Origin of the sequence: Streptosporangium canum, from assembly GCF_900113865.1 — a bacterium.
GTDB classification, from domain to species: Bacteria; Actinomycetota; Actinomycetes; order Streptosporangiales; family Streptosporangiaceae; genus Streptosporangium; species Streptosporangium canum.
This window is the reverse complement of the sequence record NZ_FOQY01000017.1, coordinates 82,716-108,163: the sequence shown is the minus strand read 5'-3', so window position 1 is coordinate 108,163 and position 25,448 is coordinate 82,716. Positions and strand designations below refer to the sequence as shown.

The window sequence follows — 25,448 nt, the reverse complement described above, 5'->3', positions numbered from 1 at the left end:
CGGGTGATGGCGCACTGGCAAGGCCGGTGGATTCTCCCGCCAGTGAGCTTCTGGATGAGTGCACGGATCCGCGTGGTTACATGGTCGGGACCAGCGGCGTCACTGTCAAGTTTCTTAACAAATAACTCTCCTGCCAGCGAGAACCCTCTCCGCTGGGAAACACCGCCCATGGATCGCAGGGGATCCGGGTCATCGGCCCGGATCGCGACGATTGACGGCGCCCGGTTCGGGATGGAACCGGCCGAGGCCCCCGCTCCGGTTGGCGGTTATCGGGAACTCTTCAGGAGACTCCGGGCTTCGGCCGTGGGGAGGATGTCAACCGGCCATGGCGCGACGGCAGCGGGCCAGTTCCGCGCGCAGGTCGCGCCGGAGCGCCCGGTCGAGGCTGGGCTGGTCGAGCGCGTGGGCGAAGTCGCGGGCGGCCTCGTCCCACCGCTTCAACCGCATCAGCGCCGTGCCCCGGTTGTAGCGGGGCACCGGCGCCGCCGACAGCGCCACCGCCCGGTCCAGGTCGGCCACGGCGGCGGCCACGTCGCCGCGTTCGAACCGGACGGCGGCCCGGTTCGTCCATGCCTCGACCAGCTCCGGATTCCGGTCCAGGGCCCGGGTGAGCAGCTCGTCGGCTTCGGCGAGGCTGCCACGCTCCGAGCGGATCAGCCCGAGGGTGCACAGCAGCGCGGGCTCCTGCGGGGCCAGCGCCAGCCCGGCCCGCGCGCCCGCCTCGGCCGCGTCGAGCGCGCCGCGCTCCACCTGCAGGTTGACCAGGGCGATCCGGGCGTCGAGGTGCCCGGGGTCGACGGCGAGCGCGCGCTCCAGGTCGTCACGCGCCCGTTCGAGGCGGCCCCGCTCCTGCTGAAGCGCGGCCCGGTTGTAGTACGCCTCGGGCAGGTGCGGTCCCAGGCGGATCGCGGTGCCGTAGTCCCTGATCGCGGCCTGGGACCGGCCCGCCGCACGGTGCAGGGCCGCCCGGTCCACGTAGTACTCACAGTTGCCGGGGTCGTGTGCGATCACGGTGTCGAGGTCGGCCAGGGCCTGTGCCGGATCGCCCAGGGCCAGGTGCACCTGCGCCCGGTTGTGGCGCAGCCGGGCCAGGTCCTGCGGGCGCTCGCCGGGGGTGAGCACCGCCGTCAGCCGGGCCAGCCCGTCGTCGATCAGCCGCAGCGCGCGGGCGGGCTCGCCCGCCTTGGCGTCCAGCAGCGCCAGCCCCTGTTCGTAGAAGACGGTGGACAGCACCCGCTGCCGTGGGTCGCTCAGTCCGGCGGCGAGGCGAAGCGCCTGCTCCAGCCAGTGCCGTGCCTGCGCCGGGTCCTGGCCGTCCGCCGACAGGTGCCTGGCGTACAGCATGGCGGTGGAGTACGCGGCCGACATGTTGATCTTCGGGTCATCGGTGGCGGCGCGCGCCTCGTGGTAGAGGTCGAGCGCTTCGGCGGCGCGGTCCAGCGCCGCCAGGGCGGTGGCCAGGCCGGTGGTGAACGCCCACCAGTGCCGCAGGTCGCCGTCCGGGGTCACCGCGGCGCGCCCGCGCCGGGCGATTCGGGCCGCGTGGTGGTAGAAGCCGCGGGCCAGGCTGTCGCCCAGGGCCGTCCGCGTCGCCTCCGGCGCCTGGTCGGCCGCCACCGGCCGGTGGGCGCCGCCGGCGCGCAGGTCCAGGCGCACCGGGGACGGCCCGATCCGGCGGACCAGCACGTCCAGCAGCTCGCGGGTGGTCTCGTCGGCATCGCCGACGTGGTCGAACCGCACCGTGACCGGGTGCCGGAGGGTGGCCGCCCAGGCCGCCACGAACTCCGCCGCGCCGTAGGCCAGGCAGGCGGTGCGCCGGGCGGGATGGAACCGGATCGGCTCCTCTTCGGCGGCCGGTCGTGCCGCGTGGTCGAGCCAGGGCGCGATGGCGTGCAGCTCGACCTTGTGGGGGGACGCCAGCCGGGGGCGCTCGGCGGCGATCCGGCCGAGGAAGGCGGCGACCCCGGCGTACGGCCCGTGGTCGCGGTGGCAGTCGTAGCCGTCCGGCTCGCCGGTCACGGCCGGGCCGATCGCCGCAGGGGCGGGCGCCCGGGAGCGCCCGCCATGTCGGCAGTTACCAGCACCACTCGAACCAGAGCCGGCGGGCGCCGGACAGCAGGCGCAGCGAGCTCTTGTGGCGTATGGGCATTTTCCTCATGGGCACCTCCGCGTGATCCACTTCAGGGCTGCCCAGAGCATAAACCGGCGCAACGGAAATATGAAGACTGCTCACAATCATCTTGGCGCGATCAGGCCTTGCCCGGCGTGGGCGGACGCGACGAGCAGGTGTCCGGCGACCTTCGTGTCACCGCGCGGAACCGTGGCGTGGCCTGCGGGATCCGAGGCTCCCGTGGTGGAGGTGCGCCCGATCGAGGTCCTTCACGCCTGGCGCCCGGGCCGCCGAGTGCTGCAGTTCTTGATCTTGACACGCGCTGGGCTGGATGTGGACGGACAGGGGCGACGGCTCCCGCGCGGCCGAGAGGGCTGAGAAAACAACTGAGCCACCGCTGCGTGAGCGATTTTCACGGCTCTTTTCCCGGGAGTCCACCAACAATGCCACTATTTCCTTTCCTGTCATTTTCCGCCCCCGTGGCGCCGTATTGAAATCTGCGGGGAAGTCCGTCCGGGATTCCGCCGGCGATACGAATCCGCAGGTCGAAGGCTTGCGGTGGCCGGCTGGGATGTGATGTCACCTTTCTCTAGTGGATACGGATAACCGCATTTGTGTAGTGATGCGATAGAAGTAACTTTTTGCCGCTGGCTGGGCGATTTCGCCTGGCGGCGCGATTAGTGTGAGTGATGTTCAGCGCCGCATCGGTGTATCCCGGGACCCGGAACCGACGCTCGTCATCCCCGTCAATCGGGGTTCGGTCCTCACCTCAGGGAGTGATCTCTGATGCTCAAACGTCTGCTCTTCGCCGTCGCGCTGGCGGCGTCCACGCTCATCGTCACCGGAACCGTCACCGGAACCGTCACCGGAACCGCGCAGGCCGCCGGGCCAGGCACCTGCGCGTCGGCCCAGCACGGCACCCTCACCTCCGCCAACCCCAACCCCAACCTGTGCAAGTGGAGAGATGACGGCTGCTACTACTGCTACGACTACCGGACGGCAAGGTGGGACCAGCAGTATTGCAACGGCGGCTCCGATGGTTAGCCGCCTCGGTGACTAGCCGTCGATGGTCAACGGCAGCCCGGCGAAGCACTGCCTCGCGGGGCTGCCCCGCGCCGCGGGGCGTCATGGAGGCCAACCTCGCCGGTTCCGGCTGAACGGGCACCGGACGGAACCGGCGGACGGCCGGGATCCTCGGCCGCGAAGGCATGGTCCGCGGGCATCGCGCCCCCTCGTAACCGGCGGACGGGAACGGTCAGCGGACGTCGACCGCGAGCGGGACTTCCAGCCGGGCGCGTAGCTCCTCGACGGAAGTGCCGAACGACTCGAGCACGCGGACGCCATCGGGGGCGATCTCGAATACGGCGTGGTCGGTGTAGACACGGCTGACACAGCCGACACCCGTGAGGGGGTAGGTGCAGGCGGGCACGAGTTTCGGGCTGCCGTTCCTCGCGAAGAGTGTCATCATCACGTAGACCCGCTTGGCGCCGATCGCCAGATCCATCGCGCCGCCGACGGCGGGGATCGAGCCGGGCGCGCCGGTGTCCCAGTTGGCGAGGTCACCGCTCGCCGAGACCTGGAAGGCGCCCAGGACGCACACGTCGAGGTGGCCGCCACGCATCATGGCGAAGGAGTCCGCGTGGTGGAAGTACGCGGCTCCGGGTAGCTCGGTGACGGGCACCTTGCCGGCATTGGTGAGTTCGGGGTCGACCTCGTCGCCGACGGCCGCGGGGCCCATGCCCAGCATGCCGTTCTCGGTGTGGAGGACGACGCCGATCTCGGCCGGAAGGTGGTCGGCGACCTTGGTGGGCTGACCGATGCCGAGGTTGACGAAACTGCCCGGCTCGATGTCCCGCGCGACCCGGGCCGCGAGCTGGTCGGGATTGAGTGGCATCAGCGGGCTCCCCGCACGGTGTAGTGACGCGGCTCGACCTGGACCACGCGGTCGACGTAGATGCTCGGGGTGACGACGACCTCCGGGTCGATCTGCCCGGCGTCCACGATCGACGAGACCTGGACGACGGTCGTCGTGGCGGCCGTGGCCATCACCGGGCCGAAGTTCCGAGCGGTCTTGCGGTAGACGAGGTTGCCCGTCGTGTCGGCGGTGTGAGCGGAGATCAGGGCGACGTCGCCCTTGATCGGGTACTCGAGGACGTAGTCGCGTCCGTCGATCGTGCGGGTCTCCTTGCCCTCGGCGAGCGGCGTGCCGACGCCCGTCGGGCAGTAGAACGCCCCGATGCCCGCCCCGGCCGCCCGCATCCGCTCGGCGAGGTTGCCCTGCGGGACGACCTCGAGCTCGATCTCCCCGCGGCGGTAGAGGTCGTCGAAGACGTAGGAGTCGACCTGCCGGGGGAAGGAGCACAGGACCTTCCGCACCTGGCCGGCCTTCAGCAGGGCGGCCAGCCCCACGTCGCCGTTGCCGGCGTTGTTGGACACGATGGTGAGGTCGCCTGCGCCGTGCCGGATCAAGGCGTCTATCAGGTCGAACGGCATGCCTGCGAATCCGAAGCCGCCCACCAGAACGGTGTCGCCGTCCTTGACGACGCGCACCGCCTCGTACGGCGATGCGAAGATCTGCGCTCTGCTCACGCTGCTCCTCCAATGACGTTCTCGAGGACCACGGCGAGCGCCTGGCCCACGCCGATGCAGATCGCGGCGACGCCGTACCGCTCGCCCCTCGCGACCAGCACCCTGGCGAGGGTACCGAGGATCCGGGCGCCCGAGGCGCCGAGCGCATGGCCGGCGCCAAGGCCGAGTGGGCACTCCACTGCACCACCACCCTGAACCGCACCCCCGGATGCCGGACGACCGGCACGGCTTCCTCCGGCCGGCAACACATCACGACACGCAGGGGATCGCACGCAGAGTAATTGATCAAGGACTGTCGGTCATGGCATGGTGCTTGAGTCCTGATCAACTCTCCTGGGGGTCAATCATGCTTGCTCGCCGCCTGCTGGCCGTCGCTGTCATCTCCGCCGCGGTGGGTGCGGTAACCACCCTGCCCGCCGCCGCCTCCACTCACCGGCCCGCCGGTCGCACCGCCCTGGCCTGGCCCTCGATGTGCGTCGACGTCAGCAACAACCGTGGCAACGGCACCCTGATGTACCAATGGCTGTGCGACAGCAACAACACCAACCAGAGGTTCGTCATCGACAACGGCCTCATCAAGGTGGAAGACACCGTCGGCAAGAGCCAGGTGATGTGTCTGGACTCCTCCAACGGCCGCGCCAACGGCACCCGGGTCTACCAGTGGCAGTGCCTGGGTAACGCCAACCAGCTCTGGGTCGTCCAGAGAGGCGCGATCGTCCTCAAGTCCACCCTCAACTCAGGCAGTCCCCTGTGCCTGGACGTCACCAACGGCCGCGGCAACGGCACCCAGGTGTACCTGTGGCAGTGCGACAGCAACAACACCAACCAGAAGTTCGTGATCAGCAACGGCCAGATCGCGATCAAGGACACCCTGTCCTGATCTCTGCTCTCGTCCGGCGCCTTCCCCGTATGTTCCGCGACCGCCGGCGTACGGCTGCGTTCGACTGCCTGCGGCCGCATGCGCCGTGCGGGCCGTACACATGCAAAAGACCAGGTCAGCAGCTAGATGGCCTGGTCCTGGCGGCGCGCCCTGCAGGATTCGGCCCTGTGACCGTCGGATTAGAGGATCGGTCCAGGGCGTGTCTCCTGGGTTGGGTGGTCAGTCGATCGGAGATGCCTGTCCGATCAGTACTCCAGCCGCATTCGTGACCTGTCATAGGGGGAGGCGGTGAGGGCGGGCGGGTTGGCGGGGGGCGTTTACGGCTGGAAGTACTCCGACATCAGGCGGCTGACCCATTCCGGCTGCTTGATGTTCACCGCGCGGAACTCCGCCATCGTCGGCTTCAGGTCAATGACCGGGGTGCCGGAGACCGCGTCGAGGCCCACCACCGTCAGTTCGCGGCCGTGGACGGATTCGATGGCGCAGCACGTCACCCCGATGCGGTTCGGTCTGCGGGGGCCGCGGCCGGCGAAGACACCAACGGGCGGGAGATCGGAGCGGCCGCGGTAGGGGCGGGGGTCGCGGTAGTCGTCGTGTTCGGGGAACTGGTCGAAGATGAAGAGGATCTCCACGTGGGAGAAGCCCTCCAGGCCCTGGAGGCACGCCTCGCCGAAGCGCTCGTCGATGGTGATCGTGCTGCGGACGGCACCCCAGTTGTCCGTGTGCTGGATGTCGGTCCGGTTGTTTCGGACTGTACCTATCGGTGTGATCTCGAAGCTTGCCATGGCAAGGTTCTATCGCTTCAGTCAGCGGTAGCTCGCCCGACATCCAGGACATGATCGACACTATGGCGAGCAGCAGGCGGGCAAGCCCGCAGGAGGCGTTCGAGGGCTTGACCTTCTGGAGCAACGGCTATGTCAAGGTCGCCCCTGCCGAAGGCTGACCTCGGGTCGCGCCGAACGCTCCTGAACCGCAACGGAGAATGCGACTGTCGAAGTAGCCCCGCGAGAGGGGAGCGCGCGGAGACATCGGGTGTGTGATCGAATACACCCTTGTGGATGATGTGGCGCTGGGGGCGCTCGCACAGCGGCTGGTAGAGATCCCCGGAGTGGTCGCGGCGGTACTCGGCGGTAGTCGGGCCCGTGGCACGCACCGCCCGGATTCGGACATCGATCTGGGACTGTACTACCGGGGTGATCTGGACGTGACGGCGCTGCGAGCGCTGGCCGTGCAGGAGGCCGGCGAACGGGCCGAGATGACCGCGCCGGGCGGCTGGGGACCATGGGTCAACGGCGGCGGCTGGCTGACCATCGGCGGCCGGCGGGTGGACTGGATCTACCGCGACCTTGACCGGGTTCACCGAATCTGGGCCGACTGCCGGGAAGGCCGCTACGAAGTCGGAGCCCAGGCCGGACATCCGTTGGGTTTTTACTCCCACTCCTATGCCGGCGAGGTGGCGCTGTGCCGGGTGCTGGCCGATCCCAGCGGGGAGCTTACCGACCTGCGGGAAAGTACCCGTACGTACCCTACGGCGCTGAGCGCTGCGCTGGTGGACGGGCTGTGGGAGGCGGACTTCTCCGTGAGCCTGGCGCGGTACGGGGCGGTTGGCACCGACCCTGCTTATGCGGCTGGCTGCCTGTTTCGCGCCATCGGCGTCGCCTGCCAGGCACTGCACGGTCACGCAGGCCAGTGGCTGATCAACGAGAAGGGCATGGTGGCCTCGGCCGACCGCCTGCCCATAGCTCCGCAGGACTTCGCCGCACGGGCACAGAGGCTGCTTGGCCACGTTGGCGAGTCAACGCAGCAGATCGAGCAGACCGTCGCCGACGCGGCCGTCCTGCTAGGGGAGATACAGACAGCCGTCGGCCGCTGACCGCAGGGTCACGTCCATGGACGTGACCTTGATCAGCGCCCCATCGGGCACGCGCCCACGCAACGGGCACGCAACCACGCAACAGGCATGCGCCCACGCAACGGGCGCGCGCCCACTGGCGACGGTTTTACCGGGCGTCGCCGTTTTTCCCGCCGGCCCCTTCCGGCCGCCGAAGCCGCTTCACCGCCCCCGCCTTTACCGGCGAGTCCTGTTCAAGAAGATCAGCAGGAGGCGTTCTGGACCGAGCCCGGCGGCTCGGCCACGATGAGGGCATGACGGAGAACGGATCAGCGCAGTCGCCGACGGCGGGCAGAGGAGCAGGCTTGCGTCTGAACTGGACGGCAGTGAGCGCTCTGGCGGCTGCGGTTGCCACCGTGGTCGCGCTGGTCGCCTACCTGATGCCGCCGGCCCCGCCTCCGCAGCCCCAGCCCGACGCGGTGGTCCCCACCCCGGCCCCGCAGTCATCGTCACCAGATCCGGTCATCCCCTGGCCCGCACCGCCGACCCCGAGTCCATCGCCTGAGTTCAGCACGCCCCAGCCGCCAATGCCAAGCCCCACGCAAGCGGTCCCGGTTCCCTCCGCACTGCTGTCAGCGGCCCGGCCCGGCGGCTGCGACGAGGCGGCGGCGGCGCTGACCGCATACCGCCGGAACACCGGGACCGCCCGCAGCAGCCAGGCAGCCGCGGCTCACCAGGCATACCTCGACCTGATGGGCGCAGGCCTCGACGCGCAAGGGGTAGTGGGGGCGAAGATCAGGCGGCTGGTCGCCGAATTCCAGGAACTGAACTTCCGCTTGACCGGCATGACCGGCGGCGATCCCAACCAGGTGATCGCGGATATCAATACAGACGTCGCGGAGCTCGAGAGGCTGTGCGGATCCAGCTGACCTGACGACACGTCACAGCCGGACTGGCGCGCGACGGCTGCGGAGCAGCGGGGGACACCGGGTCCACGCTGGAGCGCCGTTCCCGCGTGCTCATCGCCTCCGCCAGGGCGAACCCGAACCCTGGATCGTCGATCGCCCCCAAGCGTGTACGGTGGCCGGCCATGCAGCGGCGATCGTAAGGGCTCCATCGGAAATGCGACCGGGCAGGCTTCCCGATCATGGAGATGGGGGAGTCTGCCCAGTTCGTTGAAGCGCGCCCTGCAGGATTCGAACCTGCGACCGTCGGATTAGAAGTCCGATGCTCTATCCAGCTGAGCTAAGGGCGCTCCCGCCTAATTGTGCATGATCCGGGGAGTGTCCATGTATCGGATCCGCGTTCGTGTCGCGAGGATCACTCTACGAGGGCCGGTGGCCGGTCCCGTGGACAGGGGGCCGGGGCGTCTGCCGTGGGCCGGATGGCATCGCGTCCGCCCTGCCGGCCGGGGTGGTCAGGCGGTGGTCATCCTGGAAGAGGCATGGAAAAGGCCTGGAAGGGAGCTGGAAGCGGCCCCGCGGAGATCCCGGCGGAGTCCTGGGGAAGCCCCGGCGGAGTCCTGGGGGTCCCCCGGGGAAGTCTCCGGAAAATCGCTGTGACATCCGGCGTGGGCGGGTTTTACGGATGTGTCGGAGGGGGCCGGGATGCGGGCCGGAACATCCGAAAACAGGTCCTCCCGTCAGGCGGACCGGTCTAGGCTCGTATGTCATGTTCGCCGTCACGGTCCAAGAGGAGATCCCCCTGCTGGGCGGTGACGTGACCGACGGGGTGGTGCGGGTCGGTGACACCGTCCGCAGGCCCGTCCGCCCTTCCACCCGCTCCGTGCACGCGCTGCTGCGGCATCTGGAGAAGGCCGGGTTCGACGGCGCGCCCAGGGTGGTCGGCCTTGACGCGCAGGGCCGGGAGATCCTGACCTATGTCGACGGCGACTCGGCGGCCAGGCCGCTGGCCGACTACGCGACCACCGATGAGTCGCTGGCCGCCCTGGCGAAGCTGCTGCGGCGCTTCCATGACGCCTCGGCGAGTTTCGTCCCGCCGCCGCAGGCCGTCTGGGAGGCCGGCTCCAACGACGACGCGGTCCCCGAGGTGATCGGCCACTGCGACGTCAACCTCGACAACGTGATCTTCCGTGACGGGCTCCCCGCCGCGCTGATCGACTTCGACCTGGCCCGGCCCACGACCCGGCTGTTCGACGTGGTGACCACCCTGCGGCACTGGGCGCCGATCGCCGACCCCCTCGATCTGGACCCGCTCCAGCGCTCGCTGGAGGTCGGCCCGCGACTGCGCCTGTTCTGCGACGCGTACGGCCTGGCGCCGCGTGAGCGCCGTCGCCTCCTCGACCTCGCCAGGCTCCGCTTCGACCGCTCCTACCACGTCATGCGCACCAGGGCCGCCACCACGGGCGGCGGTTGGGCCCGCATGTGGGCGGGGGGCGCCGGGGCACGTATCCGCCGGGCCTGCGCCTGGCTTGAGACCAACCAGGACGAACTCCATGCCCATCTCATCTGACCGCTCCGCGTTCAAGCGGAACCGCCCCGCCTTCGGGCGGGACCACTCCACGCTCCAGCGGCACCGGCCTGCCCTTCAGCGTGATCGAGCGGTGTCCGGGCGGGACCGGGCGGCGTCCAGGCGGGCCGAGGCGCTGGGGATGCTCGCCGGGATCGCGCTCGACGCCGTGCTCGCCGACCCCCGGCGCGGGCATCCGGTGGCGCTGTTCGGGCGGGCCGCCGCGGCGCTGGAGAGGCGGGTGTACGGTGACGCCCGGCCCGACGGGGTCCTCTACACCGTTCTGTGCGTCGGTCCTGCGGCGCTGCTCGGGCTCGCCGTGACCCGCGTGGAGAACCCGGTGGCGCGGGGTGCGCTGAGCGCCGTGGCGACCTGGTCGGTGCTGGGCGGCACGACGCTCGGACGTGAGGGCGTGGCCATGGCGGAGCTCCTGGAGGCCGACGACCTCACCGGGGCGCGCAGGAGGCTGTCCCACCTGTGCGGGCGTGATCCGTCGCTGCTCCAGACGTCCGGGCTGGCCAGAGCCACCGTCGAGTCGATCGCGGAGAACACCTCCGACGCCGTGGTGGCGCCGCTGTTCTGGGGCGCGGTGGCCGGAGTCCCCGGGCTGCTGGCCTATCGGGCGATCAACACGCTGGACGCGATGGTCGGCCACCGCAGTTCCCGCTACGAACGTTTCGGCTGGGCCTCGGCCCGGCTCGACGATCTGGCCAACTTCGTCCCCGCCCGCATCACCGGAGTGCTCACCGCCCTCGGCGCCCCGCTGGCCGGCGGCTCGGTCCGCCGTGCGGCGGCCGTGCTGCGTAAGGACGGCCATCGCCATCCGAGTCCCAACGCGGGCCGGTGCGAGGCCGCCTTCGCCGGGGCGCTGGACGTCACGCTCGGCGGCATCAACGTCTACGGCGACCGCGTCGAGCACCGGCCCGAGATGGGCGACGGGCCCAAGCCGTCGGTCAAGGACATCCGCAGGTCCGTACGGCTGGCGCGGGCGGTGGGTCTCGCCGCCGCCGGCCTCGCCGTCCTCGCGGCGCTGCGGGGCCCGCGCCGGTAGCCGCCTGACCTGATCGGGCGGCCCGGCATGGCGCCGCCGCTTGCGGGCCGTGCGAGCGGTGCGGGGCTCAGATGGGTGGTGCGGGGTCCGGCCGGATGATCGCCTGACCTGATTGGGCGTCGCGGCATGGCGCGCGTCATGCTGGGCACCATGACTGTCGATCCATTCGAGGAGCTGCCCGTGGTCCTGGTCGGTCCTGACGGCCCTGACCCTGTCCTTTCCGGAACCGCGTCCGCCGGGCCGTCCGCCGCGCCGTGGCCGGTGGGCGGGTGAGGGGCTCCCTGCTGGTCGCCGGCACCACCTCCGACGCCGGTAAGAGCGTCGTCACCGCCGGGATCTGCCGCTGGCTGGCCCGGCAGGGCGTGAAGGTCGCGCCGTACAAGGCGCAGAACATGTCGCTCAACTCCTTCGTCACCGCCGACGGCGCCGAGATCGGCAGGGCCCAGGCGATGCAGGCCGCCGCGTGCGGCCTGGAGCCCAGCGCGGACATGAACCCGATCCTGCTCAAGCCGGGCAGCGACCGGCGCAGCCAGGTCGTGGTCATGGGCAGGCCGCTGGCCGAGGTCGACGCGATGGAGTACTGGGATGTCAAGGACCGGCTCCGCCAGGTCGCCGTGGACGCGCTGGAGCGGCTGCGCGACACCTACGACGTGGTGGTCTGCGAGGGCGCGGGCAGCCCGGCGGAGATCAACCTGCGCAGGGGCGACATCGCCAACATGGGTCTGGCCCGTGCCGCGAACCTGCCGGTCATCGTGGTCGGTGACATCGACCGGGGCGGGGTCTTCGCCTCGCTGTACGGGACGGTAGCCCTGCTGGAACCGGCCGATCAGGCGCTGATCGCCGGTTTCGTGATCAACAAGTTCCGGGGGGCGCGCGAGCTCCTCGAACCCGGCCTCGACATGATCAGGGGTCTGACCGGCCGCGAGGTATACGGCGTGCTGCCCTGGCTGGACGGCCTGTGGCTGGACGTCGAGGACTCCCTCGCCCTGGACAACCGGCCGGCGATCGGCGCGCGCACGCCGTACGGCAGGCAGACCCTGCGGGTCGCGGTGGTCAGGCTGCCGCGCATCTCCAACTTCACCGACGTCGACGCCCTGGTCTCCGAGCCCGGTGTGGTGGTCCGCTTCGTGACCTCCCCGGCCGAGCTGGACGACGCCGACCTGGTGGTGCTGCCGGGATCCCGCGCTACGGTCTCCGACCTGGCCTGGCTGCGCGCCACCGGTCTGGCCGACGCCCTGCGCGGCCGGGTCGTGCTGGGCATCTGCGGCGGCTACCAGATGCTCGCCCGGACCATCCACGACGGCGTCGAGTCCGGAGCAGGCAGGGTCGAGGGGCTCGGGCTGCTGCCCGCGACGGTGGAGTTCGCCGCCGAGAAGACGCTGGGCCGCCCGGTCGGTGAAGCGTACGGCTGCCGCGTCGCGGCCTACGAGATCCATCACGGCGTCGTGACGGCGGAGGGCGGCGACCCCTTCCTGGACGGCTGCCGGGCCGGCTCGGTCTGGGGTACCACCTGGCACGGAGCCCTGGAGAACGACGACTTCCGCCGGGCCTTCCTCGCCGACGTGGCGGCCGTCTCCGGCCGTGACTTCACCCCCGCCCCGGACGTCTCCTTCGCCGCGTTGCGTGAGGAGCGGCTGGACGCCCTCGGCGACCTGATCGAACATCATGTGGACACCGCGGCCCTGCTGCGGCTTCTGGAAGACGGCTCGCCGCGGGGCCTGCCCCTCCTGCCTCCCGGTGGGACTCCGCGCGACACACCGGATTTCTCGCACAATAGAAGCATGGGAGGTGAGAGATGACCCGGGTGGTGTTGATCCTCTTCGTCATGGCCGTGATCGCCGCGGTGGTCCTCGGCGCCGCGCTGATGTTCCGCGCGTCCAGGGCGCGCAAGCCCGTCCTGGAGGAACCTCGCGAGATCCTGAAACGCCGCTACGCGGCCGGTGAGATCGACGAGGACGAATACCTCCGCCGCATGTCCGGACTCTCCCAGGACTGGTAGCAGGACTGGTGGAAGGTCACGGCGGCCTCCTGGCGGGAGAGGCTGCTCGACCGCGCGGGACACCGGCCTGCTCCACCCGGCGGTGAGGATTCGGCGCCTGTGGTCAGGTTCCGGCGGGAGCGGGGCGGTTCTCGGCGATCCAGGCGTCGATCTTCTCCCAGTGGTCGAAGAGCCAGCGGATCTGGCTCTCGCGGTCACGCGGGACGTCGGCGGACCGTACCCGCCACCACCGGGCCTTGATCTCGGCGCGGACGGGAAGCCTGCGCCAGAGGTCGCCGAGGGTGATCAGATCGTCGAGACCGGTGTGGGCGACGAAGATCACGTCAGCGGTGGGGCAGGCCTCGATGGCGGCTATGGCCCCGTTGGGGCGGGGGGCGAGGAGGTGCTCCAGGCGGCGAGCGCGGGAGGCCTCTTCCGCCAGGCCTTTCTCCTCCAGCCGGAGTATGGCGCGCCAGCGGCGTCTGGGGGTGAAGTTGCCGCCCTCGGGGAAGATCACGAGGGCGTCGTCGGCGTCCATGCCGGCGGCCAGGCGGCGGATCTCGGTGAGGACGCCGCTCTCGGCGACCTTGCGGGGGACGAAGGCGTTGGGGAGACGGTTGATCACCACGTCCAGGGACGGGTCGAACTGGAGGGCCGCCTTCATCACGATCCTCGGGCGCCTGCCGTACAGGGTGAGAAGGTGGTGGATGAGGAGGAACGAGTCGCCGGGGCCCGCGTGGCGGGACAGGACGATGACCGGGCGGGTCAGGCGGCGGGAGAGCTCGCCGGGGGTCTGCGGCGGCTCGTCGACCTCGACGCTCAGGCGGAAGATCCGTACGGCGGCGCCGTACACCCGCGACAGGAACCACCGGATCAGGGCGTAGTGCCGCTCCTGGTGCTCGTCGCGGTGGAGCCGCCCGCCGAACCCGCCGGCCACCCAGAGTCCCAGGCAGGCGACCAGCGCCATCGACTCCAGGGTCAGCCACGCCACCGCGAACCAGACCAGCCGGGTGCCGCGCCGCTGCGGGGGCGGCAGGCGCAGGGAGGCCGCCGCCACCACCAGCAGCCAGATCGGAAGCGTGACCACCGCGACCACGGTGAGCACGATGAGGAGGGGCGCGAGGATCAGGCGGCGGAGGAAGCGGGGAGGGAGCACGGCGGTCTCCTGCCTGGAAGGGGCCCTGCACGGCCTGGCTCAGGTGGGCGAGTGCTGAGCCAGGTATCGGGACGAGGCCCGGTAGGCGCGTTCGATGTACCCAGATATACGTGACGAATCCCGGTAACGCAGCTGGGACAGATCCACTCCGGGGCGGGCGTCGCCGCCGGCGGGCATGACATGGACCTCGATGCCGTCGGGGAGGGCGGCCATCTCCTCGGCGAAGCGGTGACGGCGGGCGATCTCGAAGGCGACCAGGCCGACCTCCCACGGGCGGCGCGGGGCGACCAGGGGCCGTTCGATCCGGCCGACGTGCAGGACGTACACGCGGCGGGCGCCGAGGGCGACCGCACGGCCGACGGGGATGCTGTGAACCAGGCCGCCGTCGAGGAAGTGGCCGTCGCCGATGCGGACGGGAGGCAGCAGGCCGGGGACGGCGCAGGAGGCGATCACCGCGTCGACCACAGGACCTTCGGTGAACCAGTGGGCGGAGGCGTGTTCGACGGAGGCGGCCACGCACTGGAACGGCACCGCGAGGTCCTCGATCCGGGAGACCGGGAGCATCTCGGCCAGCAGGTGGCGCAGCGGGCCGGAGGAGTGCAGGTGGGTGCCGGTCCTGGCGAGGGTGGAGATCCGCGTCATCCAGGACCCGGCGAAGGCCGTGCGGACCACGTCGGACTGCCACAGCCCGGTCAGGCCGGCGACCGCGTCGCCGGGGGAGGCCGCCAGCATGACGCCGTTCAGCGCGCCCACGGACGTGCCGATGATCACGTCCGGCTTGACGCCCGCCTCGTCCAGCGCCCGCAGCATGCCCACCTCATGGGCGCCGAGCACGCCTCCGCCCCCGAGCACGAAGGCCGTGTCCACATTCATAGCTTCACGATAGACCGGCGTTCACGGCCTCGCGGCGGGCCGGCGCCGGGCTTCGGAGCCGCCGGGGACTCCGGCGGGGGCTCCGGCGGGGGCTCCGGATCCGGCGGCGGCCGCGGAGGAGGGGTCCGGATCCGGGCAACGAACGAGGGGCCAACTGTCGGAGTCCGGTCATGGCCGGGGGCCGGGCCGGACCGTCACCATCAGGGGCATGACAGCGGTAGTGCGGACCGAGGGACTCACCAAGTTCTACGGCGACCGCCGGGGCCTTGAGGATCTCGACCTTGAGATCCGTCCTGGCGAGGTGTTCGGGTATCTCGGCCCGAACGGTGCGGGAAAGACGACCACGATCCGGTTGATCCTCGACGTGATCCGGCCCACCAGAGGCCGGGTGACCGTACTCGGCACGGACCCCCGCGACGCGAGGGTGCGCGGCCGGATCGGCTACCTGCCCGGAGAGCTGGCCCTGGAGGGCAGGGAGAGGGCGAGGGACTACCTGGCCTTCCTGGGGGGCGTGCGCGGCGGCGTGTCCAGGGAACGGATCGGCGCCCTGGCCGAGCGGCTGGAGGCCGACCTGTCGGCGCCCATGGGCAGGCTCTCCAAGGGCAACAAGCAGAAGGTGGGATTGATCCAGGCATTCATGCACGAACCAGAGTTCCTGATCCTGGACGAGCCGACCAGTGGCCTGGACCCGCTGGTGCAGCAGGAGTTCCTGGCGATGGTCCGGGAGGTCCGTGCCTCGGGACGGACCGTGCTGATGTCCTCGCACGTGCTGGCCGAGGTGGAGAACGTCTCCGACCGGGTGGGGATCGTCCGGGCCGGACGGCTGGTGACGGTGGAGGACATCGCCGCGTTGCGGGAGAAGGCGGTGCGGCTGGTGGAGTTCCACTTCGACGCGCCGGTGCCCCGCGAGGCGTTCGAGGGCCTCGCGGGCGTGCGGGATCTGCGGGTGGAGGGCGCGAGCGTCCGCTGTACGATCGACGGCCGTCCCGACGCGCTGGTGAAGGCGGCGGCGCGGTTCACCATGGTGCACATGGTCTGCGCCGAGCCCGATCTTGAGGAGATCTTCCTCACCTACTACAGCGAGGAGGGGGAACACCATGCCGGTGCTGGTGTCTAAGAGCCTGCGGGACTACCGCAGGTCACTGGCCGGCTGGACGGTCGGCATCACCGCGTTCTTCGCGCTGTACCTGTCGTTCTACCCCAGCATCACCAAGGACCCCGAGCTGTACGGCCGGGCCGCGCTGGCCAAGTTCCCCGGGGCCATGCGCGACCTGATGGGCGGCCTGGAGGACTTCACCAGCGGCATCGGCTACCTGCACAGCCTCGTCTACCAGCTGTTCGGGCCGATGCTGTTCGTCGTCTGCGCCGCGATCCTCGGCAACCGGGCGCTCGCCCAGCCGGAGGAGTCCGGCACGCTGGAGCTGACCGTCACGCTGCCGGTCGACCGTAGGCGGCTGGTCTTCGAGCGTTTCGCCGCCCTCGCCCTCGGCCTGCTGGGGCTGGCGGTGGTGACGTTCCTCGCGGTGTGGGTGCTGTCGTCCGCCGTCGACATGAACGTGGCGTTCGACCGGATCCTCGCCGGGCACACCGGGATCCTCCTGCTCAGCCTGCTCTTCGGCACGCTGGCCCTCGCCGTGGGTGCCGCCACGGGACGCAGGGGGATCGCCATGGCCGTGGTGGGGGTGGTCGCGGTGGGCGGCTACGTCGTCGAGAGCATGGGCAGGAACGTGGACGCGATCGCCTGGCTCAGGTGGATCTCGCCGTTCCACTACTACCTCGACGGCAGGCCGCTGTACCAGGGCTTCCCCACCGGTGATTACCTGGTCCTCGCGGGAGCGACGGTGGTGCTGCTTGTGACCGCGATCCTCGCCTTCGATCGGCGCGACGTAGGAGTCTGATGGACGAGGTCCCGGGGGTGCCCGCCGACCTGCTCGGCGGGCACCCCCGTGTTCTGACGGCCGCCGCCGCGACCGGGCGGCTGCCCGACCGCGACACGCTGGACGGCTACCGGGCGGCGGGCGTGCGGGCCGCCGAGTCGGGCGTGCCGCTGCGCGCACTCGTCGAGACCGCCCTGCTCATGGCCGAATCCGTGGTCCCGGTCCCGCTCCCCGCCCTCAGACGGACGATCTCGGCCCTGATGGAGGGCTACGAGAACGCCCAGCGCCTGGCTCTGCGCCAGGAGGAGGCGGCGCGCCGGGAGTTCGTGGACGACCTGCTCCAGGGGCGGGCCGACCGGCTCGCCGAGCGGGCCGAGCACTTCGGCCTCCGGCTGGCCGAGACCTACGTGGTCGCGGTCGCCCGCCCCGCGGGACCGGTGGGCGACGGCCCGGCGGGCGGCGCCGCGGGGACCGGCGGGGTGACGGCGGTCAAGGACGGCGACGGGCCGACCCGGCGGATCGAGGAGGCGCTGGTCGCCCGGTTCGGCTCGCACAACGTGCTGATCGCGGTACGCGGCGGTGGGCTGGTGTGCGTCGCCCCCGGTAGTCTCGCCGTCGCGACGGGGGAGTTCACCCACCACGTGCGGCAGATGTTCGCGCCCGGCTGGCGGGTCGGGCTGGGACGGCCGCACCGGGGGCCGGGCGGGGTGGTCACCTCCTACCGGGAGGCCGCCAACGCCATCGAGCTCGGTGACCGGCTGGGCCTGCGGGCCTCCGTGCTCAAGGCCTCGGACCTGCTGGTCTTCCCGGTGCTCCTGCGGGACAGGGCGGCTATCGAGGACCTGGTGACGACCGTGCTCAGTCCGCTGCTGGATGCGAGGGGCGGTCCGGAGTCGCTGCTCGGCACACTGGAGGCCGTCTTCGCCTCCCAGGGAAACCAGACCGCCGCCGCGCGCAGGCTCGGTGTCAGCACCCGGGCGGTGACCTACCGGCTGGAGCGGATCCGCCGCCTCACCGGGTTCTCGCCCGACGACCCCACCCAGCGGTTCACGCTGGAGACCGCGGTGCTGGGCGCCCGGCTGCTGGACTGGCCGGCGCATCCGCTGCGCTGATCGCCCGCCGCCCCGGTCCTGCCGGGTGCCGGGGGAGGGGCCCGGTCCTGCCGGGTGTCGGCGGAGGGGGCCGGTCATGCCGGGTGGAGGGCCGCGGGCCGGTCGGATGCCTCCTCCGCGGCGGCCACCGAGCGGGCGGAGACGACGCGGGAGAGGAGGACGACCGCGACGACCCACAGCACGAAGACCGCGACCCAGCTCGCGGCCCGGATCGGGGAGAACACCGGAGCCACGAGCTACCACCTGCGCCATCTTGAACGGCACGGGTTCTTGAAGCGCTCCCCACGGGTGAATCCGGGGGATTCCAGCCATCCCAACCGTGCGGCTTTGCGCACGGTCGCGACGCTGTTGCTTGGCGGTTCACCTTCCGGCCCCGTTTACCCGAGTTTCCACGCCCCAGCCCACGATCCCGTTCCGGGTGACATGGGCTCCGCCCTCCCGGCGGTGAGTAACGGCCAAAGCCGCGAGCTTGGCTATCGCTCACGTGTTCGACCGCGACCGACTGTACCAGCGCGTGGTGCGCCGCCGCAGCCGGTTCCGGTCAAGGCACGCGCAGGCGCTGGAGCGCCTTCCCACGCCGGGCTTACCCCCACGGCTGAAGCCAGGGGTCCGCGCCCGGCATCTCCGATCGAGGACATGCCCGAGCGGGGCAAGGGCAAGGAGCGCTGGTGGCGCACCCGGGGCTTCTCCCTCGACGGCGACCGGTTCCGCCGCGACCCCGAGACCGCGGAGGCCGCCGAGTTCCTCCTCGCGGAGATGGTCCGCCAGCGCGGCGCCGAGCTCGCCCGGTGGCTGGAGGAGTCACGGACCTCCCCACGGCCGTGGATCACGGCCGGCGTCAACTCCCGCGTGGCGTTGCGCCTGACCAGGGAAGAGCTCGCCGACCTCGTGCGCGACGTCACCCAGGTCCTGGACGCCTGCTACGACAGGGTCCGGGAACGGGACGAGGAGGTTCCGGACACCGCGCGCGTCATCGTCCACTTCGACGCCTTCCCCGTCGGGCTCGGGGAGCGGGAGAAGCCGGATTGACCCTCCGGCTCAGGGGATGAGCAGGAGCTTGCCCGTGGTCCGGCGCGCCTCCAGGTCCTCGTGGGCGCGGGCGGCCTCGGCCAGGGGATAGCGGTGCGAGATGTGCACCTTGAGCTGTCCCGAGGCGATCCAGTTGAAGAGGTCGGAGGCCCGCCAGACCAGTTCGTCGCGGTCGGCGACGTAGTGGGCGAGGGTGGGGCGGGTCAGGAAGAGGGAGCCGTGCTGGTGGAGGGTCTGCGGGTCGACGGGCGCGACCGGGCCGCTGGCCTGGCCGTACAGGGCCATCATGCCGCGCGGGCGCAGCGAGGCGATGCTGCCGTCGAAGGTGGCCGCGCCCACGCCGTCGTAGACCACGTGCACGCCGGAGCCGGTCAGCTCGCGGACCGCCTCGGAGAAGCCGGCGTAGCGGAGCACCTCGTCGGCGCCCGCCTGACGGGCCAGCTTCTCCTTCTCCTCGGTGGAGACCGTGCCGATCACCCGGGCGCCGCGCAGCTTGGCGATCTGGGTGAGCAGCAGCCCCATGCCCCCGGCCGCGGCGTGCACCAGCACATCGTCACCGGGTTTCACCTCGTAGGTGGAGTGGGTCAGGTAGTGCGCGGTCATCCCCTGGAGCATCACGGCCGCGGCCAGGTCGGCCGTGACACCGTCGGGTACGGAGAGCAGGCGGGAGGCGGGCACCACGGTCCTCTCCGCGTAGCTGCCCATCACGCCGGCCCAGGCCACGGTGTCGCCGACGGAGAGATCCCGCACGTCCTCGCCGACCGCGGCGACGGTGCCCGCGCCCTCGTTGCCGGGGACGAAGGGCAGCGACAGCGGGTAGCGGCCCATCCGCTGGTAGACGTCGATGAAGTTCACGCCGGCGGCCGCGATGTCGACCAGCACGTCGCCGGGGTTCAGCTCGGGATCCGGGTGGTCGGTGTAGGTGAGAACCTCGGGGCCGCCGGTGGCGGAGACGACAATGGCGAGCATCGTGCTGGACTCCTTCAGCTCATTCGAGTGCTTCGATCCTCCCCAACCTCGCCTCGATCACTCGTTGTTCCCGTTCAGGGCGCGCCGGAGGCCCCGTTCTCCAGAGTGCCGTGCATGGTGAAGTTGTCGAAGGAGGTCAGGAGCCTGGCCTCGCTGTTCTCGCCGACCCGGGCGATCAGGCCGACCTCGCCGGGAGGCAGCGGGCCGGCGTCCAGAACGCTCTGGACCTTCTCGCCGTTGACCCACATGGTGAGCTGCACACCCTGCGGGCCGCCCGAGCACTCGGCCTGGAGGCGGACGGGCTGCCCCTTGGGCAGATCGACCTGGAAGGCCTTGGTGAGCTCGCCTCCGGCGCTCTTCACGCTCTTGCGGATGCGGGCGTTGCCCGTGGTGTCGAGCAGGAACTCGTAGCGGGTCGCCTCGTAGGTGTCCTCGCCCCGGCAGAACAGGCCGTACTCGCCCCGGCCGCTGCTGCCGTCGCGGATCCCGACGTCGACGCCGAGCAGCAGGCGGGCGGGCAGGAGCGGTGTGGGGGTGGCCGTGGGGTTGGGGGTGGCGGGCGGGGCGGTCGCGAAGGGGACGGGCGCCTTCTCCCGCAGCACGGAGTCGTCGCCGTCCACGTCGAGGGCGTAGTAGCCCTCGGGGGCGTAGCCGTGGTCGTTGTCGCCGTCGTAGGTACCGCCGCTCCAGCCGCTCCCGCTCTGGGTGAAGTCGTTCTGGTAGAGCAGGGTGAGGTTCTCCGGCGGGCCGCCGGAGGTGAGCGCGAGATAGAGGCCGGCCCCGCCGCCCACCGCGACCAGGGCCGCCACCGCCGCTCCGGCGATCAGTTTCTTCCTCCGCGCGCGCTGTCCGGCGGGCACGGTCGCGAGGGTGTGTCCGGAACCGTCGTGGGCGGGGCCGCCGTGCCCGGGGCCGTTCTGCCCGGGGCCGCTGTGCTGCCCCGGCGGTACGGTTCCCGTCCACTGGGCGGTCCCCTGAACCGTGGGCGGGCTCTGCTGCCAGGCCGTCTGGACCGAGTGGGCGGTCTGCTCGGGAGCGGCGGAGCGGCCGACGAGGTGGTCGAGCACCTGCTGGGAGGTGGGCCGGTTCCGGGGGTCCTTGGCGATCGCGTAGGTCACCAGCTCGCGCAGCGCGGGGTCCATGCCCTCCAGGGAGGGTTCGGTGTTCAGCACCTGGTAGAGCACGGCGGGCAGCGCCTCCCCGCCGAACGGCGCGTGGCCGCTTGAGGCGAAGGCCACCAGGCAGCCCCAGGAGAACACGTCGCACGCGGGGGAGACCGGCTCGCCGCGCAGCACCTCGGGCGCCATGTAGCGGGGCGTGCCGATGATCTCGCCGGTGCCGGTGATCCCGCTGAGGGTGTCCAGCGCGCGGGCGATGCCGAAGTCGATCACGCGGGGGCCGACCGGGGAGAGCAGCACGTTGGACGGTTTGAGGTCGCGGTGCACGACCCCGGCGCCGTGGATGGCGGTGAGCGCGGTCGCCACGCCGACCGCCAGCGCGTCGAGGCTGGAACCGCGGAGCGGTCCCCCCGAGTGGACGGCCTCCTCCAGGTTCGGGCCGGACACGTATTCGGTGACGACGTAGAGCTGGTCGCCGTCCAGCGCGGCCTCGATCACCGCGGCGGTGCAGAACCGGCGGACCCGCTGGGCCGCGTCGGCCTCCCGGCGGAAACGCATCCTGAACTGCTCGTGCTGGCTGTACTCCGGGTTGATCACCTTGATGGCGACCCGGTGCCCCTCGGGGGACTCGCCGAGGTAGACGGTGCCCATCCCGCCTCGGCCCAGCCGGCTGAGCAAGCGGTATCGCCCGATCTGTATGGGATCACCCGGAGTGAGGTTGTTCACCGTCATACCTAACCGCATATACCGTCACATGAAGTGGCTCAGCTTATCCAGATCTTCCCGGCTGTCAGCAGCCGCAACAGTGCCAGATCCACTTTCTCCAGGCTGTCCACCGCCGGCACGCCGTACGGCGCCGGCACGTCGCCCGGCACCGCGACCACCCGGCATCCCGCGGCGCGGGCGGCGGCGAGACCGGTGGGACTGTCCTCCACGGCCACGCACTCGGCGGGGTCCACGCCCAGCGCCGCGGCGGCCCTCAGGTAGGGGTCGGGCAGCGGTTTGCCGCGCTCCGTGTCCTCGGCCGCCACGACCTGACGGAAGCGTTCCGCCCCGACCGTGCGGAGCACCATGTCCACGATCCGCCGGGGTGAGGCGCTGACCAGGGCCACCGGCACACCCGCCGCGCCCAGGTCGTCCAGCAGCCGGATCGCGCCGGGCAGCAGGGTCACCCCGCCCGCGATCCGCTCGGCGAAGGCATCGGTGAGCCGCGCGCCGACGGCCTCGGCGGACGCCTCGTCCGGTCGCGCGGGGAACTCCCCGGGGAGCGCCCGGCCGGGGTGGGCGGCCATCCCGTCCGCGGGGACCGGGCAGGGGTGAGGGGGTATCCCGTCCGAGGAGGCCCGGCCGGGATGGGCGGTCATCACGTCCGAGGAGGCCCGGTCCCGCCGCGCGAGGCTCCGCCGCAGGAGATGGGCGGCGGCGTGCTCGACGGGCCGGCCGAGCAGGTGGGCGGCGTCGGTCCCGGCCAGCTCCAGGCCGAGCTCCGCCGCCACCGCCGCGCACGCCTCCCACCACAGCCCCTCGGTGTCCACGAGCGTGCCGTCCATGTCGAACAGGACGGCGCGCAGCTCAGCTGACACCGGCGGGATCCTCCAGCTCGGCGGGGGTGCGGCCGCCGCCGGCCGTGGCGCGCTCGGCGACCAGGACGGGCCGTCGCACAAGGCTGAAGGCCACCCGGGTGCCCGGGGCCAGCCGTGCCGCGTCGTGGCCGGGTACGTCGCTGAGGACCTCCAGCTCGCCCAGCCGCACCCGCAGCCGCGCCGACGAACCGCGGAACGACGACGCCACGACCAGCGCCCGGCCCTCCGGATCGGGCGTGACGAGCACGGCCTCCGGCCGGACCAGCACATCCACGTCGGGTGAGGTGGGCAGCGGGCCGTCCACCTCGAGCAGCTGGCCCAGGACCGTGACCCCGTCCCCGGACAGGCGGCCGGGGATGTGGTTCATCGTGCCGACGAACTCGGCCGCGAACGGCGTGGCCGGCCGGTCGTAGACGTCGGCGGGGGGCCCGCACTGCTCCAGCCGCCCGTCGCGGAGCACCGCGACCCGGTCGGCGACCGACAGCGCCTCCTCCTGGTCGTGGGTCACGAAGATCGTGGTGATGCCGAGGTCGAGCTGGAGCCGCCGGATCTCCTCCCGCAGCGTGACGCGGACCTTGGCGTCCAGCGCGGACAGCGGTTCGTCCAGCAGCAGCACGCGGGGCTCCAGGGCCAGTGCCCTGGCCAGTGCGACGCGCTGCTGCTGGCCGCCGGAGAGCTCGTGCGGATAGCGCTCGGCGTGCGCGGGGAGGCCGACCAGCTCCAGCAGTTCCGCCGCCCGCGCGTGCCGCCGGGCGGCGGGCACCTTGCGGACCCGGAGTCCGAAGGCCACGTTGTCGCGGGCGTTGAGGTTGGGGAACAGGCTGTAGGACTGGAAGACCATGCCCGCGTCCCGGCGGTTGGCGGGCACCCGGGTGATGTCCTCGCCGTCCACCAGCACCGCCCCGGAGTCGGGGTGCTCGAAGCCGGCCACGCAGCGCAGGGCCGTCGTCTTGCCGCAGCCCGACGGCCCGAGCAGCGCCATCAGCTCGCCCTGCTCGACGGTGAGGTCCAGGCCGTCCAGGGCGACCGTGCGGCCGAACGTGCGGCGCAGCCCCCGGAGCTCGACGGTCATTGACGCTTCCTTCCCGCACCCGAGAGGGTGAGCAACAGCAGCCAGATGAGCAGCAGGCTGATAATCGACAGGGCCACCGACAGCTGCCCGTCGTTGCCGGAGACGGTCACGATCCAGACGGGGAACGTCTGGTAGCCGAGCAGGGCCGCGACGGTGTATTCGCCGAGCACCAGCGCGAGGGTGAGGAAGGAGGCGCTGGCGATGGCGGAGCGGACGTTGGGGACGATCACCCTCAGCAGCACGTGCGGCCACGAGGCGCCCAGGTTCCGCGCCGCCTCCACCAGGGTCCGCACGTCGATCACCCGTAGTCCGGCGTCCAGCGACCGGTAGGCGAACGGCAGCGTCAGCACCACGTAGGCCAGGACGAGCACGACCGGGAACCTCTCGTCCTGGACCGCGATCAGCGTGGCCCAGAACGGTGTGGCGGCCAGCGCCTCGGTGCCGCCGCGCAGCGCCGTGCCGATGCCCACCACATAGGTGATCGGCGGCACGACCAGCGGGAGCGTGGCGATCAGCTCCAGCGCGGGCCGCAGCCGCGGTGCGCCGAGCCGTACGGCGAGCATCGCGGGGAGCGTCAGCAGCAGCACCGTCACGATCGTGGCGGCGGCCAGCCCCAGGGAGAGCAGCAGGCTGGAGACGAAGCCGGGCGTGGACAGGATCCGCGTGTAGGCGCCGAGCGAGAGGCCCTTCCCCTCGGTGTGGACGGTGAACCAGAAGGAGACGGCCATCGGGACGAGGAAGTAGAGCGCCGCGACGCCCAGCACGATCCCCCGCCAGACACGCACCCGCCGCGGGCGGGGGCGGGAGGCGGCCGGGCCGGGGGCGACCTCGGGCACGGTGGCTATCGCAGCCATCGGGAGCTCCTCCTTTGCAGCGGCAGGTAGACCGCCATCACCAGGATCGCGATGACGATCATGTCGAGGCTGAGGGCGAGCGCGATGTTCTCGTGGCCGATCAGCACGTCGCCGGTGAGCGCGTCCGCGATCTGCAGGGTGACCAGCGGGACCGTGCTGCCGACCATCGCCTGGGCGGTGGCGTAGGCGGCGAACGCGCCGCCGAACAGCAGCACGACGCCGCCGAGCAGCGCGGGGGCCAGCACCGGGATGCCGACGTGCCGCCAGAACTGCCAGGCGGTGGCGCCGCTGTTCTGCGCCGCCTCCCGCCACTGCGGGCGCAGGCCGTCCAGGGCCGGGGTCATGACCAGCACCATCAGTGGCGCCGAGAAGTACATGTAGACCATCACCAGGCCCCAGAAGGTGTAGAGGCTCCAGCCGGACTCGCCCAGCCCGAAGATCTTGGTGACCACGCCGGAGTTGCCCAGCGTGGCGATCCAGACGAACGCCAGCGGCACGCCGCCGAAGTTGGCCAGCACTCCCGAGGCGGTCAGCACCGCCTCGCGCAGCGCCCGGAGCCGGGAGGTGACCACGGCCTGGGCCAGGAAGGTGCCCAGGACGGCGCCGAGCACCGCGACCAGCGCCGACAGCCGCACGCTGCTGAGGAGGGTGGCGAGGTAGTTGCCCCGCAGGCTCTCGGCCACGTTGGCGGCGCTGTAGGAGGAGAGCCCGCTCTGCGGGTCCCTGACGGTGAACGCGCCGAGCAGCAGCGCGACCGCGGGGATCCCGAACGCCAGCGCCACGAAGGCCAGCAGGGGCAGGGCGGCGAGCCACCCTGTGGAGCGGGTACGGCCGCCGCGCCGGGCGGCCGTACCCCCGTCGGTCGCCGTCATCGCTCGGCCGGGGAATCGGTCGTCG

25 protein-coding genes, 1 tRNA gene and 1 pseudogene are annotated in these 25,448 nt (G+C 71.5%); 12 read left to right on the top strand and 15 right to left on the bottom strand.

Features of this window, described 5'->3' with window-relative positions:
- Positions 1-315: 315 nt before the first annotated feature.
- A complete protein-coding gene (locus tag BM085_RS46885) occupies positions 316-2,019 on the bottom strand; it encodes a tetratricopeptide repeat protein (protein ID WP_093889222.1) in 1,704 nt (567 codons plus the stop codon).
- 877 nt (positions 2,020-2,896) lie between these two features.
- On the opposite strand from BM085_RS46885, the gene BM085_RS24250 reads away from it, so the two are divergent.
- Positions 2,897-3,154 carry a hypothetical protein gene (locus tag BM085_RS24250; RefSeq protein ID WP_093889221.1) on the top strand — a complete coding sequence of 86 codons (258 nt, stop codon included), beginning with the start codon at positions 2,897-2,899 and terminating at the stop codon, positions 3,152-3,154.
- Positions 3,155-3,365: 211 nt separating this feature from the next.
- On the opposite strand, the gene BM085_RS24245 is transcribed toward BM085_RS24250, so the two are convergent.
- From BM085_RS24245 to BM085_RS46095, 3 genes and pseudogenes are all read right to left on the bottom strand, one after another.
- Positions 3,366-4,004, bottom strand: a complete 639-nt coding sequence (locus tag BM085_RS24245) for a 3-oxoacid CoA-transferase subunit B (protein ID WP_093889220.1) — start codon at positions 4,002-4,004, stop codon at positions 3,366-3,368.
- The gene (locus tag BM085_RS24240; RefSeq protein ID WP_093889219.1) at positions 4,004-4,699 is read right to left on the bottom strand and encodes a 3-oxoacid CoA-transferase subunit A; all 696 of its coding nucleotides are present in this window, start codon (positions 4,697-4,699) and stop codon (positions 4,004-4,006) included. The genes BM085_RS24245 and BM085_RS24240 overlap by 1 nt, the downstream gene beginning before the upstream one ends.
- Positions 4,696-4,860: pseudogene (locus BM085_RS46095) on the bottom strand (3-oxoadipyl-CoA thiolase); the annotation flags it as partial. The gene BM085_RS24240 and the pseudogene BM085_RS46095, both read right to left, overlap by 4 nt.
- Positions 4,861-5,045: 185 nt before the next feature.
- Between BM085_RS46095 and BM085_RS24230 the strand changes: the two are divergent.
- Entirely contained in the window at positions 5,046-5,579 is a 534-nt protein-coding gene (locus BM085_RS24230; protein ID WP_177245245.1) for an RICIN domain-containing protein, read from the top strand.
- A gap of 317 nt (positions 5,580-5,896) precedes the next feature.
- Here the strand turns inward: BM085_RS24230 and BM085_RS24225 are convergent, their stop codons facing one another.
- On the bottom strand, positions 5,897-6,364 hold the full coding sequence (locus BM085_RS24225; protein WP_093889217.1) for an SAM-dependent methyltransferase: 468 nt from the start codon (positions 6,362-6,364) through the stop codon (positions 5,897-5,899).
- 251 nt (positions 6,365-6,615) lie between these two features.
- On the opposite strand from BM085_RS24225, the gene BM085_RS24220 reads away from it, so the two are divergent.
- On the top strand, positions 6,616-7,452 hold the full coding sequence (locus BM085_RS24220) for a nucleotidyltransferase domain-containing protein (RefSeq protein ID WP_093889216.1): 837 nt from the start codon (positions 6,616-6,618) through the stop codon (positions 7,450-7,452).
- Positions 7,453-7,775: 323 nt separating this feature from the next.
- On the top strand, positions 7,776-8,339 hold the full coding sequence (locus tag BM085_RS43350; RefSeq protein WP_143121051.1) for a hypothetical protein: 564 nt from the start codon (positions 7,776-7,778) through the stop codon (positions 8,337-8,339).
- A gap of 252 nt (positions 8,340-8,591) precedes the next feature.
- On the opposite strand, the gene BM085_RS24210 is transcribed toward BM085_RS43350, so the two are convergent.
- Positions 8,592-8,665: transfer RNA gene (locus BM085_RS24210), tRNA-Arg, on the bottom strand.
- Between the two features lie 416 nt (positions 8,666-9,081).
- Here BM085_RS24210 and BM085_RS24205 point away from each other — a divergent pair.
- From BM085_RS24205 to BM085_RS24190, 4 genes are all read left to right on the top strand, one after another.
- Entirely contained in the window at positions 9,082-9,882 is an 801-nt protein-coding gene (locus tag BM085_RS24205; RefSeq protein WP_093889214.1) for a phosphotransferase enzyme family protein, read from the top strand.
- Positions 9,866-10,930 carry a cobalamin biosynthesis protein gene (locus BM085_RS24200; RefSeq protein WP_093889213.1) on the top strand — a complete coding sequence of 355 codons (1,065 nt, stop codon included), beginning with the start codon at positions 9,866-9,868 and terminating at the stop codon, positions 10,928-10,930. The genes BM085_RS24205 and BM085_RS24200 overlap by 17 nt, the downstream gene beginning before the upstream one ends.
- A gap of 269 nt (positions 10,931-11,199) precedes the next feature.
- Positions 11,200-12,729 carry a cobyric acid synthase gene (locus tag BM085_RS24195; protein WP_093889275.1) on the top strand — a complete coding sequence of 510 codons (1,530 nt, stop codon included), beginning with the start codon at positions 11,200-11,202 and terminating at the stop codon, positions 12,727-12,729.
- Positions 12,726-12,929: an SHOCT domain-containing protein gene (locus BM085_RS24190; protein ID WP_093889212.1), complete on the top strand. Its 204-nt coding sequence runs from the start codon at positions 12,726-12,728 to the stop codon at positions 12,927-12,929. Before BM085_RS24195 ends, BM085_RS24190 begins: the two co-directional genes overlap by 4 nt.
- Before the next feature lie 103 nt (positions 12,930-13,032).
- Here the strand turns inward: BM085_RS24190 and BM085_RS24185 are convergent, their stop codons facing one another.
- Both BM085_RS24185 and BM085_RS24180 read right to left on the bottom strand, forming a co-directional pair.
- Positions 13,033-14,064, bottom strand: a complete 1,032-nt coding sequence (locus BM085_RS24185; RefSeq protein ID WP_093889211.1) for a 1-acyl-sn-glycerol-3-phosphate acyltransferase — start codon at positions 14,062-14,064, stop codon at positions 13,033-13,035.
- 39 nt (positions 14,065-14,103) lie between these two features.
- Entirely contained in the window at positions 14,104-14,937 is an 834-nt protein-coding gene (locus tag BM085_RS24180; RefSeq protein ID WP_093889210.1) for a patatin-like phospholipase family protein, read from the bottom strand.
- 208 nt (positions 14,938-15,145) lie between these two features.
- Between BM085_RS24180 and BM085_RS24175 the strand changes: the two genes are divergently transcribed.
- Genes BM085_RS24175 through BM085_RS24165 form a run of 3 tightly spaced genes read left to right on the top strand, consistent with a single transcriptional unit; the run spans position 15,146 to position 17,926 of the window.
- The gene (locus BM085_RS24175; RefSeq protein WP_093889209.1) at positions 15,146-16,054 is read left to right on the top strand and encodes an ABC transporter ATP-binding protein; all 909 of its coding nucleotides are present in this window, start codon (positions 15,146-15,148) and stop codon (positions 16,052-16,054) included.
- Entirely contained in the window at positions 16,035-16,835 is an 801-nt protein-coding gene (locus tag BM085_RS24170; protein ID WP_093889208.1) for an ABC transporter permease subunit, read from the top strand. Before BM085_RS24175 ends, BM085_RS24170 begins: the two co-directional genes overlap by 20 nt.
- Positions 16,835-17,926: a PucR family transcriptional regulator gene (locus tag BM085_RS24165; RefSeq protein WP_093889207.1), complete on the top strand. Its 1,092-nt coding sequence runs from the start codon at positions 16,835-16,837 to the stop codon at positions 17,924-17,926. Before BM085_RS24170 ends, BM085_RS24165 begins: the two co-directional genes overlap by 1 nt.
- A gap of 74 nt (positions 17,927-18,000) precedes the next feature.
- Here BM085_RS24165 and BM085_RS44610 read toward each other — a convergent pair whose 3' ends face one another.
- Positions 18,001-18,159: a hypothetical protein gene (locus BM085_RS44610; RefSeq protein ID WP_177245244.1), complete on the bottom strand. Its 159-nt coding sequence runs from the start codon at positions 18,157-18,159 to the stop codon at positions 18,001-18,003.
- Between the two features lie 403 nt (positions 18,160-18,562).
- Here BM085_RS44610 and BM085_RS44605 point away from each other — a divergent pair, with 403 nt between their 5' ends.
- Positions 18,563-18,955: a hypothetical protein gene (locus BM085_RS44605; protein ID WP_093889206.1), complete on the top strand. Its 393-nt coding sequence runs from the start codon at positions 18,563-18,565 to the stop codon at positions 18,953-18,955.
- A gap of 9 nt (positions 18,956-18,964) precedes the next feature.
- On the opposite strand, the gene BM085_RS24155 is transcribed toward BM085_RS44605, so the two are convergent.
- The 6 genes from BM085_RS24155 to BM085_RS24130 form a co-directional block, all read right to left on the bottom strand.
- Positions 18,965-19,924, bottom strand: a complete 960-nt coding sequence (locus tag BM085_RS24155; protein ID WP_093889205.1) for a quinone oxidoreductase family protein — start codon at positions 19,922-19,924, stop codon at positions 18,965-18,967.
- Between the two features lie 74 nt (positions 19,925-19,998).
- On the bottom strand, positions 19,999-21,774 hold the full coding sequence (locus BM085_RS24150) for a serine/threonine-protein kinase (RefSeq protein WP_245789623.1): 1,776 nt from the start codon (positions 21,772-21,774) through the stop codon (positions 19,999-20,001).
- A gap of 32 nt (positions 21,775-21,806) precedes the next feature.
- On the bottom strand, positions 21,807-22,625 hold the full coding sequence (locus tag BM085_RS24145) for an HAD family hydrolase (RefSeq protein ID WP_093889203.1): 819 nt from the start codon (positions 22,623-22,625) through the stop codon (positions 21,807-21,809).
- On the bottom strand, positions 22,615-23,697 hold the full coding sequence (locus BM085_RS24140; RefSeq protein ID WP_093889202.1) for an ABC transporter ATP-binding protein: 1,083 nt from the start codon (positions 23,695-23,697) through the stop codon (positions 22,615-22,617). The genes BM085_RS24145 and BM085_RS24140 overlap by 11 nt, the downstream gene beginning before the upstream one ends.
- Entirely contained in the window at positions 23,694-24,551 is an 858-nt protein-coding gene (locus BM085_RS24135) for an ABC transporter permease (RefSeq protein WP_093889201.1), read from the bottom strand. The genes BM085_RS24140 and BM085_RS24135 overlap by 4 nt, the downstream gene beginning before the upstream one ends.
- A complete protein-coding gene (locus BM085_RS24130; protein WP_093889200.1) occupies positions 24,539-25,423 on the bottom strand; it encodes an ABC transporter permease in 885 nt (294 codons plus the stop codon). The genes BM085_RS24135 and BM085_RS24130 overlap by 13 nt, the downstream gene beginning before the upstream one ends.
- Between the last annotated feature and the right edge of the window lie 25 nt (positions 25,424-25,448).